Annotated in this window: 14 protein-coding genes; 10 read left to right on the top strand and 4 right to left on the bottom strand. The window is 61.2% G+C overall.

Features of this window, described 5'->3' with window-relative positions:
- Window positions 1–2: 2 nt before the first annotated feature.
- The 4 genes from gcvP (at window position 3) to gcvT (ending at window position 7,000) form a co-directional block, all read left to right on the top strand.
- Window positions 3–2,858, top strand: a complete 2,856-nt coding sequence (gene gcvP, locus R3355_RS11920) for an aminomethyl-transferring glycine dehydrogenase (RefSeq protein WP_318961369.1) — start codon at window positions 3–5, stop codon at window positions 2,856–2,858.
- Between the two features lie 137 nt (window positions 2,859–2,995).
- Window positions 2,996–4,249 carry a serine hydroxymethyltransferase gene (gene glyA, locus R3355_RS11915; RefSeq protein ID WP_318961368.1) on the top strand — a complete coding sequence of 418 codons (1,254 nt, stop codon included), beginning with the start codon at window positions 2,996–2,998 and terminating at the stop codon, window positions 4,247–4,249.
- A 120-nt stretch (window positions 4,250–4,369) separates the two neighbouring features.
- A complete protein-coding gene (locus tag R3355_RS11910; protein ID WP_318948708.1) occupies window positions 4,370–5,746 on the top strand; it encodes an L-serine ammonia-lyase in 1,377 nt (458 codons plus the stop codon).
- A 132-nt stretch (window positions 5,747–5,878) separates the two neighbouring features.
- Window positions 5,879–7,000 (top strand): glycine cleavage system aminomethyltransferase GcvT, encoded by a 1,122-nt coding sequence (gene gcvT, locus R3355_RS11905; protein ID WP_318961367.1) that lies wholly within the window; start codon window positions 5,879–5,881, stop codon window positions 6,998–7,000.
- Window positions 7,001–7,179: 179 nt separating this feature from the next.
- Here the strand turns inward: gcvT and R3355_RS11900 are convergent, their stop codons facing one another.
- Window positions 7,180–8,193 (bottom strand): AraC family transcriptional regulator, encoded by a 1,014-nt coding sequence (locus R3355_RS11900; RefSeq protein WP_318961366.1) that lies wholly within the window; start codon window positions 8,191–8,193, stop codon window positions 7,180–7,182.
- Window positions 8,194–8,390: 197 nt separating this feature from the next.
- Here R3355_RS11900 and R3355_RS11895 point away from each other — a divergent pair, with 197 nt between their 5' ends.
- The 6 genes from R3355_RS11895 to R3355_RS11870 all read left to right on the top strand — a co-directional run bounded on the left by R3355_RS11895 (window position 8,391) and on the right by R3355_RS11870 (window position 15,251).
- Complete coding sequence (locus R3355_RS11895; RefSeq protein WP_318961365.1) at window positions 8,391–9,134, top strand: alpha/beta hydrolase; 744 nt, start codon at window positions 8,391–8,393, stop codon at window positions 9,132–9,134.
- Between the two features lie 91 nt (window positions 9,135–9,225).
- Entirely contained in the window at window positions 9,226–10,863 is a 1,638-nt protein-coding gene (locus tag R3355_RS11890) for a wax ester/triacylglycerol synthase family O-acyltransferase (RefSeq protein ID WP_318961364.1), read from the top strand.
- Window positions 10,864–10,926: 63 nt separating this feature from the next.
- Complete coding sequence (locus tag R3355_RS11885; RefSeq protein WP_318961363.1) at window positions 10,927–11,190, top strand: acyl-CoA-binding protein; 264 nt, start codon at window positions 10,927–10,929, stop codon at window positions 11,188–11,190.
- Window positions 11,191–11,716: 526 nt separating this feature from the next.
- Entirely contained in the window at window positions 11,717–13,297 is a 1,581-nt protein-coding gene (locus tag R3355_RS11880) for a long-chain fatty acid--CoA ligase (protein ID WP_318961362.1), read from the top strand.
- Between the two features lie 801 nt (window positions 13,298–14,098).
- Window positions 14,099–14,551, top strand: a complete 453-nt coding sequence (locus tag R3355_RS11875; protein WP_318961361.1) for a DUF302 domain-containing protein — start codon at window positions 14,099–14,101, stop codon at window positions 14,549–14,551.
- Between the two features lie 313 nt (window positions 14,552–14,864).
- Window positions 14,865–15,251 (top strand): hypothetical protein, encoded by a 387-nt coding sequence (locus tag R3355_RS11870; RefSeq protein WP_318961360.1) that lies wholly within the window; start codon window positions 14,865–14,867, stop codon window positions 15,249–15,251.
- Between the two features lie 56 nt (window positions 15,252–15,307).
- Here the strand turns inward: R3355_RS11870 and R3355_RS11865 are convergent, their stop codons facing one another.
- The 3 genes from R3355_RS11865 to cydX all read right to left on the bottom strand — a co-directional run bounded on the left by R3355_RS11865 (window position 15,308) and on the right by cydX (window position 16,955).
- On the bottom strand, window positions 15,308–16,438 hold the full coding sequence (locus R3355_RS11865; protein WP_318961359.1) for a M14-type cytosolic carboxypeptidase: 1,131 nt from the start codon (window positions 16,436–16,438) through the stop codon (window positions 15,308–15,310).
- 114 nt (window positions 16,439–16,552) lie between these two features.
- A complete protein-coding gene (locus R3355_RS11860) occupies window positions 16,553–16,849 on the bottom strand; it encodes a cyd operon YbgE family protein (RefSeq protein ID WP_318961358.1) in 297 nt (98 codons plus the stop codon).
- Complete coding sequence (gene cydX / locus R3355_RS11855) at window positions 16,839–16,955, bottom strand: cytochrome bd-I oxidase subunit CydX (RefSeq protein WP_318961357.1); 117 nt, start codon at window positions 16,953–16,955, stop codon at window positions 16,839–16,841. The genes R3355_RS11860 and cydX overlap by 11 nt, the downstream gene beginning before the upstream one ends.

The following is a 16,955-nucleotide window of genomic DNA, read 5'->3' as shown; positions in this document are numbered from 1 at the left end:
AAATGACCGATCTGACCACCCAGAACGAATTCATCGCCCGCCATATCGGCCCGCGCGACGCCGACACGGCGGCCATGCTTGACACCCTCGGTTTCGATTCCCTCGACGCCCTGACCGCCAGCGTGATCCCCGAGAGCATCAAGGGCACCAGCGTCCTCGGTCTGACCCCGGGCCTCAGCGAAGCCGATGCCCTGGCCAAGATCAAGGCGATTGCCGGCCACAATCAGCAACTCAAGACTTACATCGGCCAGGGTTACTACGGCACCCACACGCCGAGCGCGATCCTGCGTAACCTGCTGGAAAACCCGGCCTGGTACACCGCCTACACCCCCTACCAGCCGGAGATTTCCCAGGGCCGCCTGGAAGCGCTGCTGAATTTCCAGACCCTGATCATCGACCTCACCGGTCTGTCGATCGCCAACGCATCCTTGCTCGACGAAGCCACCGCCGCCGCCGAGGCCATGACCTTCTGCAAGCGCCTGTCGAAGAACAAGGCCAGCAACGCCTTCTTCGCCTCCCAGCATTGCCACCCGCAGACCCTCGACGTGCTGCGCACCCGCGCCGAACCGCTGGGCATCGAGGTGGTGGTCGGCGACGAAAGCACCATCACCGATGCCAGCGTCTATTTCGGTGCCCTGCTGCAGTACCCGGCGAGCAATGGCGACATCTTCGATTACCGCGCGCTGGTCGAGCGTTTCCACGCCGCCAATGCCCTGGTCGCCGTAGCCGCCGACCTGCTGGCCCTGACTCTGCTCACACCGCCGGGCGAGTTCGGCGCCGACGTAGCCCTGGGCAGCGCCCAGCGTTTCGGCGTACCGCTGGGTTTCGGCGGCCCGCACGCCGCCTACTTCGCCACCCGTGACGCGTTCAAGCGCGACATGCCGGGCCGCCTGGTCGGCATGTCGGTCGACCGTTTCGGCAAGCCGGCCCTGCGCCTGGCCATGCAGACCCGCGAGCAACATATCCGCCGCGAGAAGGCCACCAGCAACATCTGCACCGCCCAGGTATTGCTGGCCAATATCGCCAGCATGTACGCCGTGTACCACGGCCCCAAAGGCCTGACCCAGATCGCCCAGCGCATTCATCAGCTGACCGCGATCTTCGCCCAGGGCCTGGCCAAACTCGGCCTGGCCGTGGAGCAAGCGCACTTCTTCGACACCCTCACCGTCGCCACCGGCGAGCGCACCGCGCAACTGCACCAGCAGGCGCGCGCGATGGGCATCAACCTGCGCGAGATCGATGGCCAACGCCTGGGTCTGTCGCTGGACGAAACCAGCGACCAGGCCGGCGTCGAGCGCCTGTGGGAAGTTTTCGCCGAGCCGGGCGACAGCCTGCCAAGCTTCAATGAGCTGGCCGCCAGCGTCGCTGCGCGCCTGCCGCAGGGCCTGCTGCGTCAGTCGGCGATCCTGCAGCACCAGGTGTTCAACCGTTACCACTCGGAAACCGAGCTGATGCGCTACCTGCGCAAGCTCGCCGACAAGGACCTGGCGCTGGACCGCAGCATGATTCCGCTGGGCTCCTGCACCATGAAGCTCAACGCCGCCAGCGAAATGATCCCGGTGACCTGGGCCGAGTTCGGCAACCTGCACCCCTTCGCCCCGGCCGAGCAGAGCCAGGGCTACCAGCAGTTGACCGACGAGCTGGAGGCCATGCTCTGCGCCGCCACCGGCTACGACGGCATCTCCCTGCAGCCGAACGCCGGCTCCCAGGGCGAATACGCCGGCCTGCTGGCGATCCGTGCCTACCACCAGAGCCGCGGCGACGAGCAGCGCGACATCTGCCTGATCCCCTCCTCGGCCCACGGTACCAACCCGGCGACCGCCAGCATGGCCGGCATGCGCGTGGTGGTGACCGCCTGCGACAGCCGCGGCAACGTCGACATCGCCGACCTGCGCGCGAAAGCCGAAGAGCACAAGGAGCGCCTGGCCGCGCTGATGATCACCTACCCCTCGACCCACGGCGTGTTCGAGGAAGGCATCCGCGAGATCGCCCAGATCGTCCACGACAACGGCGGCCAGGTGTATATCGACGGCGCCAACATGAACGCCATGGTCGGCCTCTGCGCGCCAGGCAAGTTCGGCGGCGACGTCTCGCACCTGAACCTGCACAAGACCTTCTGCATTCCCCACGGCGGTGGCGGCCCGGGCGTCGGCCCGATCGGCGTCAAGGCACACCTGATCCCGTTCCTGCCCGGCCACGCCAGCATGGCGCGCAAGACCGGTGCGGTCAGCGCCGCGCCGTTCGGCAGCGCCAGCATCCTGCCGATCACCTGGATGTACATCAGCATGATGGGCGGCGAAGGCCTCAAGCGCGCCTCGCAGGTGGCGATTCTCAACGCCAACTACATCGCCCGCCGCCTGGAAGAACACTACCCGGTGCTCTACAGCGGCGAAGGCGGCCTCGTGGCCCACGAGTGCATCCTGGACATCCGTCCGCTCAAGGACAGCTCCGGCATCAGCGTCGACGACGTGGCCAAGCGCCTGATCGACTTCGGCTTCCACGCCCCGACCATGTCCTTCCCGGTCGCCGGCACCCTGATGATCGAGCCGACCGAGAGCGAATCCAAGGAAGAACTGGACCGCTTCTGCGACGCCATGATCGCCATCCGCAATGAAATCCGCGCGGTGGAAACCGGCGCCCTGGACGCCAACGACAACCCGCTGAAGAACGCCCCGCATACCGCCCTGGAACTGGTCGGCGAGTGGACGCACGCCTACAGCCGCGAGCAGGCGGTCTACCCGGTCGCCAGCTTGATCGATGGCAAGTACTGGCCTCCGGTCGGCCGGGTCGACAACGTGTTCGGCGACCGCAACCTGGTCTGCGCCTGCCCGTCGATCGAGGCCTATCAGGACGCCTGAGGCGATAAAAACGCAGGATGGGTGGGCCAGACCTAGGCGGCTCCACTCATCCTACGTTTTGTTTACCCAAGAATTTCGACTCACCCCTATCCGGGGCGGGTTGGCTGCACCTCATATAAAAACCAGAGGGCCTGACCATGTTCAGCAAGCACGACCAACTGCAAGGCTACGATGACGCCCTGCTCGCCGCGATCAACGCCGAAGAGCAGCGCCAGGAAGACCATATCGAGCTGATCGCCTCGGAAAACTACTGCAGCCAGCGGGTCATGCAGGCCCAGGGCAGCGGCCTGACCAACAAGTACGCCGAAGGCTACCCGGGCAAGCGCTACTACGGCGGTTGCGAGCATGTCGACGTGGTCGAACAGCTGGCCATCGAGCGCGCCAAAGAGCTGTTCGGCGCCGACTACGCCAACGTCCAACCGCACTCCGGCTCCTCGGCCAACTCGGCCGTCTACCTGGCGCTGATCAATCCGGGCGATACCATCCTCGGCATGAGCCTGGCCCACGGCGGTCACCTGACCCACGGCGCCAAGGTGTCGTCTTCCGGCAAGCTGTACAACGCGGTGCAGTACGGCATAGACGGCAACGGCCTGATCGATTACGCCGAAGTCGAGCGCCTGGCCCTGGAACACCAACCGAAGATGATCGTCGCCGGTTTCTCCGCCTATTCGCGCACCCTCGATTTCGCCCGTTTTCGCGCCATCGCCGACCAGGTCGGCGCCCTGCTGTTCGTCGATATGGCCCATGTCGCCGGCCTGGTCGCCGCAGGTCTCTACCCCAATCCGCTGCCCTATGCCGATGTGGTCACCAGCACCACCCACAAGACCCTGCGCGGCCCGCGCGGCGGCCTGATCCTGGCCAAGAGCAATCCCGAGATCGAGAAGAAGCTCAACTCCGCGGTGTTCCCCGGCAGCCAGGGCGGCCCATTGATGCATGTGATCGCAGGCAAGGCGGTGTGCTTCAAGGAAGCCCTGGAGCCGAGCTTCAAGATCTATCAACAGCAGGTGATCGACAATGCCCGAACCATGGCCGAGGTGTTCGTCGGCCGTGGCTATGAGGTGGTTTCCGGCGGCACCGACAACCACCTGATGCTGATCAGCCTGGTCAAGCAGGGCCTGACCGGCAAGGCCGCCGATGCGGCGCTGGGCGCGGCGCATATCACGGTGAACAAGAACGCCGTGCCGAACGATCCACAGTCGCCCTTCGTCACCTCCGGCATCCGCATCGGCACTCCGGCGGTGACCAGCCGCGGCTTCAAGCAAGGCGAATGCCGCGAGCTGGCCGGCTGGATCTGCGACATCCTCGATGAGCTGGATAACGCCGAAGTGAGCGAGCGGGTTCGTGGTCAGGTCGCCGACCTTTGCGCGACTTTCCCGGTCTACTCTGCATAAGTAACGCACTGGCGTAGGAGCGGGTCATGCCCGCGATGTGCCGCGATAGTCGCGGGCATGGGTCTCGGCGTCCGCGCCTGCTCCTACGTCAAAATGGCTGACCAGCCGATGGAGTCAAGCATGTCACTCAGCGTTTTCGATCTATTCAAAATCGGCATCGGCCCGTCCAGCTCGCACACGGTCGGCCCGATGCGCGCCGCCGCCCGCTTCGCCGAAGGCCTGCGTCGCGACGACCTGCTCGCCACCACCGAGTCGGTAAGAGTCGAGTTGTACGGCTCGCTCGGTGCCACCGGCAAGGGCCACGGCAGCGACAAGGCGGTGATTCTCGGCCTGCAAGGCGACCAGCCGGACAGCGTCGACATCGACAGCATTGCCACGCGCCTGGCGACCCTGCGCGAAACCGGCGAACTGCAATTGCTCGGCGAAAAACCGATCCGCTTCATCGAGAAAGAACATCTGGCGATGATTCGCAAACCGCTGGAGTTCCACCCCAACGGCATGATCTTCCGCGCCTTCGACGCCGCCGGCCTGCAGATCCGTTCGCGCGAGTATTACTCGGTGGGCGGCGGTTTTGTGGTCGATGACGACGCCGCCGGCGCCGACCGTATCGTCGAAGACCAGACCGTACTGGCCTACCCCTTCACCACCGGCAAGCAATTGCTCGCCCACTGCGCCGAACAGCAACTGTCGATCAGCCAGGTGATGCTGGCCAACGAGGCCGCCTGGCGCCCGGAAGCCGAGACCCGCGCACGCCTGCTGCAAATCTGGCAGGTGATGCAGGACTGCGTCACCGCCGGCTGTCGCAACGAAGGCATCATGCCCGGCGGGCTCAAGGTCAGACGCCGCGCCGCCGCCCTGCACCGGCAACTGTGCCAGCACCCGGAAGCCGCCCTGCGCGATGCCCTCAGCGTGCTCGACTGGGTCAACCTCTACGCCCTGGCGGTGAACGAGGAAAACGCCAGCGGCGGCCGCGTGGTGACCGCCCCGACCAATGGCGCGGCCGGCATAGTGCCGGCGGTGCTGCACTACTACATGCGCTTCATCCCCGGCGCCAACGAAGACGGCGTGGTGCGCTTCCTGCTCACCGCCGCCGCCATCGGTATTCTCTACAAGGAAAATGCCTCGATCTCCGGCGCCGAAGTCGGCTGCCAGGGCGAAGTCGGCGTGGCCTGTTCGATGGCCGCCGGCGCCCTCTGCGAAGTGCTCGGCGGCAGCGTCAACCAGGTGGAGAATGCCGCCGAGATCGGCATGGAACACAACCTCGGCCTGACCTGCGATCCGATCGGCGGCCTGGTCCAGGTGCCCTGCATCGAACGCAACGCCATGGGCTCGGTGAAGGCGATCAACGCCGCGCGCATGGCCCTGCGCGGCGATGGTCAGCACTTCGTCTCGCTCGACAAGGTGATCCGCACCATGCGCCAGACCGGCGCCGACATGAAGAGCAAATACAAGGAAACCTCGCGCGGCGGCCTGGCGGTGAACATCATCGAGTGCTGATCGCCGATCGCGGGCTCGCGGATTGCCGCCGCCCTACGCCATAACACTGAAACCATCCCCTCGCCCCTCTGGGGAGAGGGCTAGGGAGAGGGGTCGATATAGGCCTCACCCACGACTTTTATGGAGAACCGCATGACCAGCGAAACCCTCGCCAAAACCCCGCTACACGCCCTGCACCTGGAACTCGGCGCACGCATGGTGCCTTTCGCCGGCTACGACATGCCGGTGCAGTACCCGCTCGGCGTGATGAAAGAACACCTGCACACTCGCGAAGCCGCCGGCCTGTTCGACGTCTCGCACATGGGCCAGATCCTCCTGCGCGGCCCGCAGGCGGCACAGGCCCTGGAACGCCTGGTGCCGGTCGACATCATCGACCTGCCGGTCGGCATGCAACGCTACGCCATGTTCACCGATGACCAGGGCGGTATTCTCGACGACCTGATGGTCGCCAACCTGGGCAACGACTGCCTGTTCCTGGTGGTCAACGCCGCCTGCAAGCACCAGGACCTGATGCACCTGCAACTGCAGATCGCCAGCCAGTGCCAGATCGAACCCTGCTTCGACCGCGCCCTGCTCGCCCTGCAGGGCCCGAAAGCTGTCGACGTGCTGGCGCGCCTGGCGCCGGAAGTGAGCAAGATGACCTTTATGCAGTTCGCCCCGGTGCGCCTGCTCGGCGTCGACTGCTACGTCAGCCGCTCCGGCTACACCGGCGAAGACGGCTATGAAATCTCGGTGCCGGCCGAACACGCCGAAACCCTGGCGCGCAGCCTGCTGGCCGAACCGGAAGTCGCGGCCATCGGCCTGGGTGCGCGCGACTCGCTGCGCCTGGAAGCCGGCCTGTGCCTGTACGGCCACGACATGAGCACCAGCACCACGCCGATCGAGGCCAGCCTGCTGTGGGCCATATCCAAGGCCCGCCGCGCCGATGGCGCGCGTGCCGGAGGCTTCCCCGGTGCCGAGCGGATCTTCGCCCAGCAGCAACAAGGTGTGGCCAGCAAGCGCGTCGGCCTGCTGCCGCAAGAGCGCGTGCCGGTGCGCGAAGGCGCGGAAATCGTCGATGCCGATGGCACGGTTATCGGTTCGGTATGCAGCGGCGGCTTCGGCCCGACCCTGGGCGCACCGGTCGCCATGGGCTACGTACAAAGCAGCCATAACGCCCTCGACACCCCGGTGTGGGCCATGGTGCGCGGCAAGCGCGTGGCCATGAAAGTCGCCAAGACCCCGTTCGTGCCGCAGCGTTACTACCGCGGCTGACGCCTTGGCCAGCGAAGGCTGCGGCGAAATCAGCAGCCTTCGCAACCGCTAGCCCGGGTGCAATCTGGAAAAACCCGCCCCCCCCCCCTCTTGCCCCGCGCGCATCCTGGCTACCGCCCCTCTGCAGGAGGTGCGCCCCGCGGTGCATGCAGCCTGCACCGCCTCGGGTCACATGCCCGCTATAACCGAGCACGTGCAACGGTTTTGCGAAACTCGGCGGGGCTGGTTCCAGACCAACGCGCAAACGCGCGAATAAATGCGGCCGGTTCGCTGTAAGACAACTGGTAGCCGATGGATTTCACGGAGTCGTCGGAATGACTCAACAGGTAAACGGCACGGTCAAACCTGATCCTGTCGATCAACTCCGAGTACTGCACGCCCTCCTCATTCAGATGCCGCCGCAAGCTGCGCCCGGAACAATTCAAGGACTCCGCCATTGCTGCTGCACCTGGATACTCGTCCATGCACAACAAGCTATTGAGCACTCGCTGCTGACAGGATGTTGAAGCAAAGCGCGTGGCGGACTCACGGCACTGTTGCAGGAAAACGTTGTAGGTGAACTCGCAGCGTTTCGGGTTAAGCGCCTTGCCAATTTCATGATCAAAGGTGACGTAGGTGAAATCGTGGCCAAAACTGACCGGGCAATTGAATTGCGTTAAATGCCGTTCCGGTTGTTCGGGTTGCGGATAAGCGAAAGCAACTTTCGTGACGAAACCCTCTGCAGCGTCGCCGAATATTTCGCCGAGCAAACGCTGTGCGCCGCCCATCGACAGATTGATCAGAAAACCATAGTGCCGTTCCAGATTGACCGTCTGGCGATAGCGCACCACGGCGTAGCCCGGTGCCAGCGAACCGATCAGTTCAGGCGTAAACCACCGGTTGGACAACGCTTGAAAACGTCGTAACAGGTATCCCGCATGGTTCAAATCGACGGCATTGGCCACCAATCCACCGAGCATAGCGACGCTATTGACGTTGACCTCTCCACCGATGGCCAGCCCAAGCTCGTCCATGCCCTCGATACCAACCAGTCGTTGAATATTGGCGTAAACGACGAGCTCGGCTTTGCCATTGAGCAGGGTTTCTGGTTGTGAATACGCTTGGCTATCGAGCCCACTGTCGCGCAAAACCTCACCCAGATCGTAGCCACGCCGCAGCATTTGCTGAATGCAAAATGCGAGCAATGCGGGCATTGGACAGGTCGACTGCAATGGATTCATTTTGGTGATGAAGCGGACAATTTGGCCGTAATTATCAATTGTATGGCCGTTCTTAGCCTTTGGGGAAGCCGCTTTGGCTTATAGGCTTTCTGCATTCATCTACATCGGTAACCGATGAGTGTCGGCGCACCGATCATCGACTCAAATTCAATAATAAAGAAGAGCAAGCCATGACAGAGAAGCAAGCCAGCGAAACCATTCGAGCCCCCGGCCTGCACTTGCTGGCGATGGAGCTGCGTCTGCCGCTGGAAATATTATCCACGCTGGCATTGTGGCCGCTGCTGACGGCCAGAGCGCGCGGCGATGGACATCCGGTGCTGGTCTTTCCGGGTCTGATCGCCAGTGACCGGTCGACGTTTCTGCTGCGCCGTTTTTTGCAAGCACAGGGCTACTCGGTGTACTGCTGGGAAATGGGTCGCAACCTTGGGCCGCAGCCCGGCGTGATGGGTGCCTGCCTGAAACGCATCGATGAGTTGCGCGCACAGCATGGACGCAAAGTCAGCCTCGTCGGCTGGAGTTTGGGCGGCCTGTTCGCACGCGAACTGGCGAAATTGCGACCCGATGATGTACGCATGGTGGTGTCACTAGGCAGCCCATTTACCGGACCTGAAAGCGCCAGCAATGCGAACGGCATCTATCGACGCTACAACCCGCCTAAAGGCGAAGCGGAAACCGAGTTCCCCAACTTGAAGCACGCGCCGTCCATGCCAACGACTTCGATTTACAGTCGCAGCGACGGCATCGTGGCCTGGCCCTGCTGCATCCAAAACGACAACCCGCATACCGAAAATATTGAAGTGCATGCCAGCCATGTCGGCATGGGCGTGAACCCTATGGTCTTGCGCATTCTCGCCGACCGCCTCGCTCAGCCCGAGGGTGCGTGGCAACCCTATCGTCGTTCGAACCTGGACTAACCCGCTATCTCTGCAGTGCGGGAACTCGCCAGCCAGCTGCGCAAGTGCACGTACTCGACTAATCCAACCCAAGCAATCGAGAGGCGTTGACATGGCGCGTGGCTTAAAACATTTAACGGCGATTGACGCGATGTTTCTGTATGTGGAAACGCCCGAGATGCCGATGCACGTGAGTTCCTTGATGTGCTGCACGCTGCCTGATGGCTACCAGGGTGATTATTTCGAGGACGTAAAAGCCTTGCTGCAAGCGCGCTTGCATCTGGCCAGCCTGTTCACCAGCAAGCTGGTGCAGATGCCGTTCGATCTCACCACGCCGGTTTGGGTTGAAGATGAAAATCTTGATCTGGATTACCACGTGCGGCGGATGGTGCTCTCCAAACCGGGTACGCGCCAACAGCTACACGCGCTGGTTGCGCGGCTGCAATCATCGTTGCTCGACCGCAGTCGTCCGCTGTGGGAGATCTACGTCATCGAAGGCCTGGAAAATGGCGAGGTAGCGGTTTTCAACAAGATTCACCATGCCGCGATGGATGGCCAGGGCGGCGTGGCGGTGGCCAAGATAATTTTGGACATTACACCGGAGCCGCGTGCGGTGCGAGCACCGCGTACGCGGCTGTATCGTTGCAATGATCAACTTGGCGCCGCCGAGATGATGAGCGCCGGCCTTGGCAATACGGCGGGCCAGGTCAAGAAAGTGGCGACGGTGTTCGGCCAGTTATTGGCAATGGGCAGCGACAAAGTCATAAACAGCCTTTCGTGGAAAGCGTTACTCAAAAACAGCAAAGCTTTGACCTTCGTAGCCTCGAAAAAAAGCCCCCTGCCGTCACGTGAGCGCCAACGCTTTGCACCGACCACGGTGTTCAACGGCAGCATTACCAATCAGCGCTCGGTGACCAGTTTCTCGCTGGACCTGGCCGAGCTGAAAGCGCTGGGCAAATCCGTCGACGCCACCATCAATGACATGGTGATGGCGATTTGTTCCGGTGCGCTGCGTAGCTATCTCAGTGATGCCAAGGCTTTGCCGGCCAAGTCGATGATAGGTGCGGTGCCCTACTCGATGCGCGCGGAAGGCAACACTGACATTTCCAATCAGTCGTCAATGGGTTACATGCGCCTGCGTACCGACATCGCCGACCCCATGCGACGGCTGCGCGCGATTCAGGAGTCTTCTCAGGCATTCAAACAAGACAACGCGGTATTCAAAGGTTTCGCCCTGACTGATTTTCCATCGATCGGCTTGCCGTGGCTGTTGCCGATGCTGGTCAACTTCGTCACCCGCGCGCGCTTGACGGAAAAAGCCCCGGCGCTTGCCAACGTCGCCATCTCGAATGTGCCGGGCCCCAATATGCCGCTGTATTTTGCCGGCGCGCGCCTGCGCGTCTTTGCCCCGGTAAGCATCGTCATGCACGGCGTGGCGCTGAATATCACGGTGCAAAGCTACAACGGCGGACTGAATTTCGGGGTGGTGGCGTGCCGCCGCGCCTTGCCCAATATGGAAGATTTTGCCGAGGACATGCTGGCCGCTTATGAGGACTTGAAGAAGGCCATCGCGCGCCATCATCGCAAGCTGACGAAGGAGGCGGATGAGGCCGGCAACAATGCTCTCGACAAGGGCGCGTCATCAGTACCCACTGGCGAGAAAGCCGCGCCGGCTCGTGCGCCGATCAAGCGCAGCAAGCCTGCGCTGGTCAAGGTATTACCCAAACCCAAGGCGAAAAAGTCCACGTGACCTTGCATCGTCGCCGCACTGCCATAAAGCGTGGCGGTGTCTTTCTTGAAAGGAAAATTTGCCATGAATGAACTGGATCAACGCTTCGAACGCGCGACAGAAATCGCCGAGCGTGACATCGGCTTCAAGCCAGAGGCGGCGGTCTTGCTGCAGTCCTATGCACTCTATAAACAGGCCACTATTGGTGATATTGAGGGCGAGCGCCCCGAGCCCGACGAGGTTGTCGACGCCGCGAAGTACGCCGCCTGGGAGCAACTGGAAGGCATGAGTTCAGGCGAAGCCAAACAACGGTATGTGAACCTGGTCGAGAAAACATTGGCGGAATGATTCGCCGCACCAGGCTCCCCGCGCTGAAGACCGGCCACCGATGACTCACGACACTCTGCCTTTGCGCGAAATGCAGTTCGTTGCTCATGAACTGCTCGAAGCCGGATCCGCATTTGCATATATGGCGACCAATTGGCCAAACGTGCCAGCGGTTTTCCCTTGATCACAACCCGTGCCGAGTCGATGGCAGTTTGCGCATTTACTGGGCCAATGGATTTATATCCAACGACGAACACGATCTGACTGAAAACATCGTGCATTTGGAATTTGCATATATCGTCAGCGCACCTGCTGGCAGTACAGGTATTAAACGTCTCGAGAGGCGCAACTCGGCTCACTCTTACCCAAGATCGGCGCGCATGGCAATTCGATTTTCTTGATGAACTTCGTAGAACCGCCGCAACACTGTTCGGCGAATAAAGTGCAGGTCTACGATAGATGTTCGTGATGAAGGGCTGGATAAATTTTTCGTTTAGAACGCACTGATACATTTCACTATCAACCGTTTTCAATAAAGGGTTTCGTGATGCTGAATATCGCCGCCAATCTCCAACGCACAGCTTGCTATTTTCCTAACAAGATCGCGATCCATTTCATGGCCCAGACGATCACCTATGGGCAATTGAACGCGGCGGTCAATCAGATCGCCAATGGTCTGCGCACAAGGGGGGTAGCCAAGGGTGACAAGGTGGTATTGGCCTGCCCTAACCTGCCGTATTTTCCGATGATCTACTACGCGATTCTCAAGCTCGGAGCAGTGGTGGTACCGATCAATATCCTGCTCAAGGGATCCGAAATCGCGTATCACCTGAAGGATTCGGAAGCCAAGGCATTTTTCTGCTTCGAGGGTAGCCCCGAGCTACCGCTCGGCAGTGAAGGTCTCAAGGGTTTCAAGGAAGCAGGAACCTGCGCCAATTTTTTCGTCATCACGACAGATCCGGCCAAGCCATCGGCTATTGATGGTGCCACCACCCTGGGTAGCCTGATGGCTGGCCAATCGCCGGTGAGCGATTATGAACTCACCGCTGAAACCGATACTGCCGTCATTCTCTATACCTCGGGTACCACTGGCAAACCAAAGGGTGCCGAACTCAGTCAGTCCAACATTGCGATGAATATGACGGTGGCCAATCAACTGGCCAAGATCGACAGTACCGACGTGCAATTGATTACGCTCCCGCTGTTCCATTCGTTTGGTCAAGTGCTGCAGATGAATTCGACGGTACAGGCCGGCGCCAGCATGGTTCTGCTGGCTCGCTTCGATCCCGATGCGGCATTCAAGGCAATGCAGGAACATAACGTCACAATCTTCGCCGGCGTACCGACCATGTTCATTGCACTGCTGAACTTGCCGGGCGCTGCGGAAAAATATGACTTGACCATGATCGCCACTCATCTTCGCCTCGGCATATCCGGGGGCGCCGCGATGCCTGTGGAGGTGATGAAAAAGTTTGAAGCCAAGTTCGGAATCATGATTCTGGAAGGCTATGGCCTATCGGAAACCAGCCCGTCTGCGACCTTTACCGATCCGAACGGCGTACGCATTGCCGGCAGTGTTGGCAAGGCGTCACTGGGTTGCGAAGTGCGCCTGGTGGATGAGTCCGGCGCGGAAGTCGCGAATGGTGAGCGCGGGGAAATTACGATTCGCGGTCACAATGTCATGAAGGGCTATTACAACCGTCCGGAGGCAACCGCTGAAGCGATTCGCAACGGCTGGTTCTATACCGGTGACATCGGAAAACTGGATGCCGATGGCAATATCTACATTGTAGACCGCGTTAAGGACATGATCATTCGAGGTGGTTTCAATGTGTATCCGCGCGAACTGGAAGAAGTGCTAAGTGCACATCCAACGGTGGCACAGGTCGCGGTAATTGGTATTCCTCATGAAATCCATGGTGAAGAAATAATGGCGGTCCTTATCTTGAAATCAGGGCAAACGACGACCCCCGAGGCAATCATCGAATGGTGCAAGGAGCGCATTGCTGGTTACAAATACCCGCGTATCGTTGAAATTGTCGATGCCCTGCCGATGACTGCCACCGGAAAAGTTCTCAAGCGCGAACTGCGCGCGCAGCACGATGCCGCCAACGCCAGGAAAAACTGAAAACACGCAAGGTAGATATATGAGCAGTGATATTGCGCACGTAATACGCGTCGAAACTTAGTGAACGCCACAATCAACGGCGGCTTGGCGTGGTATTTGTTCAAGGCCAAACCGGTGCTTTTTGCTGTGGGGCAGCGAAGGCTTTGGCACTGATTTAATGGCTACCGCATTCATCATGCTGCTCTCGTCGCCTTGATCGTTGTCCCGACCTTTCGCCGCAAGGCGCGGCTGGGAAATATTTCTGCTACATGGGACAACGGTCGCTGACTGCACCACCAACTGCAACGGTTCGCGCATTTGCCGCTCGGCATTGCAATCATATTTGGTCTGGTTGGCATGGTGGTCTTTGTTCCGCCGACCTTAATGGCGCTAAGCGTCAGCAACATTACGGAACTCACCCCTGCGCAATACGCCATCTTCAAAGGGTGTCTGGCAGCAGTCATGGTCGGGTCGATGATTCGCTTGGCACTATCGCGGCGCTGATTTCAGGGAGGATGACCATCCCAGGCCAATAGCGTCGAAGACTACGAAGCGCTGCTGTCGTGGCACTGCACGCCAGCGATGCCACAGTAAGCATCAACCGCGTTTATTGAAAGATGTGGTTCGTGGATCGCTTACAGCAGATCCGTACCCGCTTGTTGGCCAAACGCCTGGTTGTGACCAATGCATGAAGCCGTCTGCGTAGCTCAGCGCTGAAGTGCGGCCATGCGTTCGGGCGAGTTGAAATTGGCCGAAAGCTCGCCCCTTGGCCAGCGTGGGCGCCATACTGAACGCTGTGTATTTCGCCAAGGAATTTCGATCATGAAAGTTTTGCAGATAGTCGCCGCCGTACTGTTCGCGAGCATCTCGACACTCTGCGCTGCAGCGGACGGTCTGATCCAAGTCAAGAGCCCGTATTCAGTTAAAGCCACTGCCGACAAATTTGAGGCGCTCGCCAAGCAGCGCGGCCTGACCGTTTTCGCGCGCATCGATCACGCTGCGGGCGCCGCGAGGGTTGGCAAGTCGCTTCGACCAACAGAGCTGCTCATCTTCGGCAGCCCAACGGCTGGTACGCCATTCATAGAGTGCTCCCAAACGGTCGCAATCGACCTGCCGCTGAAGGCACTGTTCTGGGAAGACGCCAACGCTCAGGTCTGGCTTGGTTACAACGATCCGACCTACCTAGGTCAGCGTCATGCAACTGCTCAGTGCCCCGCGATCGAGAGCACTGGTAAAGCCCTGAGCGGCCTGGCCGAAGCGGTAACAGCCAAGTAGCGCGACAGCGCTTTATTGGTGGTCTGAGAATCATCTAGCCGGCCTCCCCTCCTGACCCGCAGCTGCAGCCGACGACGCCGGCGCTCTGCAGCCAACCTATTGCTGCCGAGAGACAGATCGAGGAATCCTCATGCCACGGCGACGCCCATTCACCAGGCTGAGTTCGCTCATGCTCATCGGCCTGCTTGCCGCTCCCACCGCCAACGCCTCGGCGTGGGAGTTGCAGGGTGTAAAGAGCATCACCGCGACAACCAGCGACTACTAGCGAATCACCGTGGGCAGCGTGCGCTTCGAGCCGCGGGGTGATGGAAGCGTGGCGTTCACCGTCAGCCTGGAGCCCTCGCGCTTCACCGATCACTTCCTGTCGATGAAGGAGTTCAAATGCCTCGACGGTCCGGGCGAAGTCGTCTGCCATGTGCCCTACCCGCACGCGCAGCCCGGCACCATTACTGCCGATGACCTGGCGTGGCTGGAGCACAACCTGCTGTTTCTGTACCAGTTGCCGACCGATTTCGGCGCCAAGCTGTGGAACGGTTTGTACGTCCAACTGGAGCCGACAGAACAAGGGCTGCGGGGCAGGCCGCAAGCGATCGATCTCAACTACATCAGCGCGCCGTCAGCCCCCCCCCCGAGCAGCCGCCCTACCAACCGGAGCAACGCGACGAGATTGCTCCGGGCGTGCGCTGGATCGAGTCCCTGAGCATCGAGTAGTGCCCGTGGCGACCGGCAATCCATCCGGTCCATCGAACGGGCCTGCTAGCGCAACCCACCCACCATCGCCGCTGCCACACTCAACACATCCTGACCCAACCGCATCGAGCGTTTGCCGCTCCAGCCGGTGAGCGGATCGGGGTTGTCGTCGTGATCCTTGAAGGGCATTTCGATGGTGAAGGACAGGCAGTCGAACTCCATGCCGACCGCGTTGCACGCCAGGGTGGTGTTGGCCTGGCCGGGTTCGTCGCGCTTGTAGCCGAATGCAGTCTGGAACTCGGCGCCGAGCGCCAGCAGGCGGCTGCGGAATTCTTCTTCGAGTTGTTCCAGGCGCGGGCTGTAGCCGGGGTTGCCTTCGCAGCCGGCGGTGAACACATGGGGAATTTCCTCGTCGCCGTGGATGTCGAGGAACAGGTCGACGCCGATCTGGCGCATCTGCTGCTGGACGAAGTACACCTCGGGCGTCTCGCTCGCGCTGGCCGCTTGCCAGGCGCGGTTGAGGTCTTTGCCGGCGGCGTTGGTGCGCAGGTGGCCACGCAAGGCGCCATCCGGGTTCATGTTCGGCACCAGGTAGAGGTCGGCCTGTTGCAGCAGGGCATCCAGTTCGGCGTCGTCGCGCTGTTGCAGGCGCTCGATCAGCCCTTCCATGAACCATTCGGCCATGTGCTCGCCGGGGTGCTGCTGGGCGATGATCCAGATCTTGCGCTGAGCCTGCGGGTTGCGGCTGACGCGCAGCAACTGGATGTCGCGGCCCTCGATGCTTTTACCCGTGGCGAACAGCTCGGCACCGGCCTGGTTCAGCGCCTGCTCGATCAGCCAGTCATGGCGCGCACGGCTGTAGGGCTCGAAGTAGGCGAACCAGACCTGGGACTCGCTCGGTTCGATGGCGAAGCTGAGCGCGCCACCCTCGAACCGGCTGGGCACGCGAAACCAGTTGCTATGGTCGTAAGAGGCAACGGCGTTGTAGCCGCTCCAGGCATGGCTGTAGGCGGACTCGCCGGCGTTGGTCAGGCTGAAGCCGTAGCGCTGGCCTGGGGTCAGGCCGTCGACTTTGAAGTGGAACCACTGGAAGTGATAGCTGTTGAGATCGGGGCGCATGGCCAGCAGCACCTGCTGCGGGTTGCTGGCGTCGAGCACCTCGATATTGCCGCTGTCGAAGTTGCAGTCGATGTTCATGGATACCTCGCGAGCCTGATGGTGCGCCGCACCTTTGCCCGCAAGAATCGCAGGTCTGCCCGCCGGATGAAATGCCAGAAGCGACATCTGACTCGGCCAAACCTTAGCAACCTCTCAGATCATCCGGGCGCGATACAGCAGCAGATAGCCCAGGCCCATCAGCAGCCAGCCCAGCAGCGGGTGAAACAGCAGTTGCCAGAACCAGGCCCGCGGATCGAAACCGACGCCGTGGATAAAGCCGTTGGCCACGCCCCACATCGCCAGCATCAGCAGGCCGTGGCTGTAGTGCCCGTCGGCATCGAGCATGGCCGCCGGGTGAATCAGCAGTACCAGGCTCAGCGGTATGGCCAGCAGCAGGGACAACGCCCGGCTGCCGCCATGCCTGAGCCAGGGGCGGGCTTCAGTCGTCACCCAGAATTTCCTCGTCGAGGCTCTGGGTGGTCTCCAGCCACAGGGCGTTGATGATGCCGAAACTGCAGGCGAGTAATACGCCGAGTATCCAGGTGAAGTACCACAT

This window comes from Pseudomonas sp. (assembly GCF_033723075.1).
Lineage (GTDB): Bacteria > Pseudomonadota > Gammaproteobacteria > Pseudomonadales > Pseudomonadaceae > Aquipseudomonas.
This window is presented reverse-complemented; position numbering and strand designations above follow the sequence as displayed.

What these genes read in the sequence shown, in the direction of transcription:
- R3355_RS11880 (WP_318961362.1), top strand. Translation starts at nt 11,717, where the DNA reads ATGCTGAATATCGCCGCCAATCTCCAACGCACAGCTTGCTATTTTCCT.
- R3355_RS11875 (WP_318961361.1), top strand. Translation starts at nt 14,099, where the DNA reads ATGAAAGTTTTGCAGATAGTCGCCGCCGTACTGTTCGCGAGCATCTCG.
- gcvP (WP_318961369.1), top strand. Translation starts at nt 3, where the DNA reads ATGACCGATCTGACCACCCAGAACGAATTCATCGCCCGCCATATCGGC.
- R3355_RS11910 (WP_318948708.1), top strand. Translation starts at nt 4,370, where the DNA reads ATGTCACTCAGCGTTTTCGATCTATTCAAAATCGGCATCGGCCCGTCC.
- cydX (WP_318961357.1), bottom strand. Translation starts at nt 16,955, where the DNA reads ATGTGGTACTTCACCTGGATACTCGGCGTATTACTCGCCTGCAGTTTC.
- R3355_RS11895 (WP_318961365.1), top strand. Translation starts at nt 8,391, where the DNA reads ATGACAGAGAAGCAAGCCAGCGAAACCATTCGAGCCCCCGGCCTGCAC.
- R3355_RS11890 (WP_318961364.1), top strand. Translation starts at nt 9,226, where the DNA reads ATGGCGCGTGGCTTAAAACATTTAACGGCGATTGACGCGATGTTTCTG.
- R3355_RS11885 (WP_318961363.1), top strand. Translation starts at nt 10,927, where the DNA reads ATGAATGAACTGGATCAACGCTTCGAACGCGCGACAGAAATCGCCGAG.
- R3355_RS11900 (WP_318961366.1), bottom strand. Translation starts at nt 8,193, where the DNA reads ATGCCCGCATTGCTCGCATTTTGCATTCAGCAAATGCTGCGGCGTGGC.
- gcvT (WP_318961367.1), top strand. Translation starts at nt 5,879, where the DNA reads ATGACCAGCGAAACCCTCGCCAAAACCCCGCTACACGCCCTGCACCTG.
- R3355_RS11865 (WP_318961359.1), bottom strand. Translation starts at nt 16,438, where the DNA reads ATGAACATCGACTGCAACTTCGACAGCGGCAATATCGAGGTGCTCGAC.
- glyA (WP_318961368.1), top strand. Translation starts at nt 2,996, where the DNA reads ATGTTCAGCAAGCACGACCAACTGCAAGGCTACGATGACGCCCTGCTC.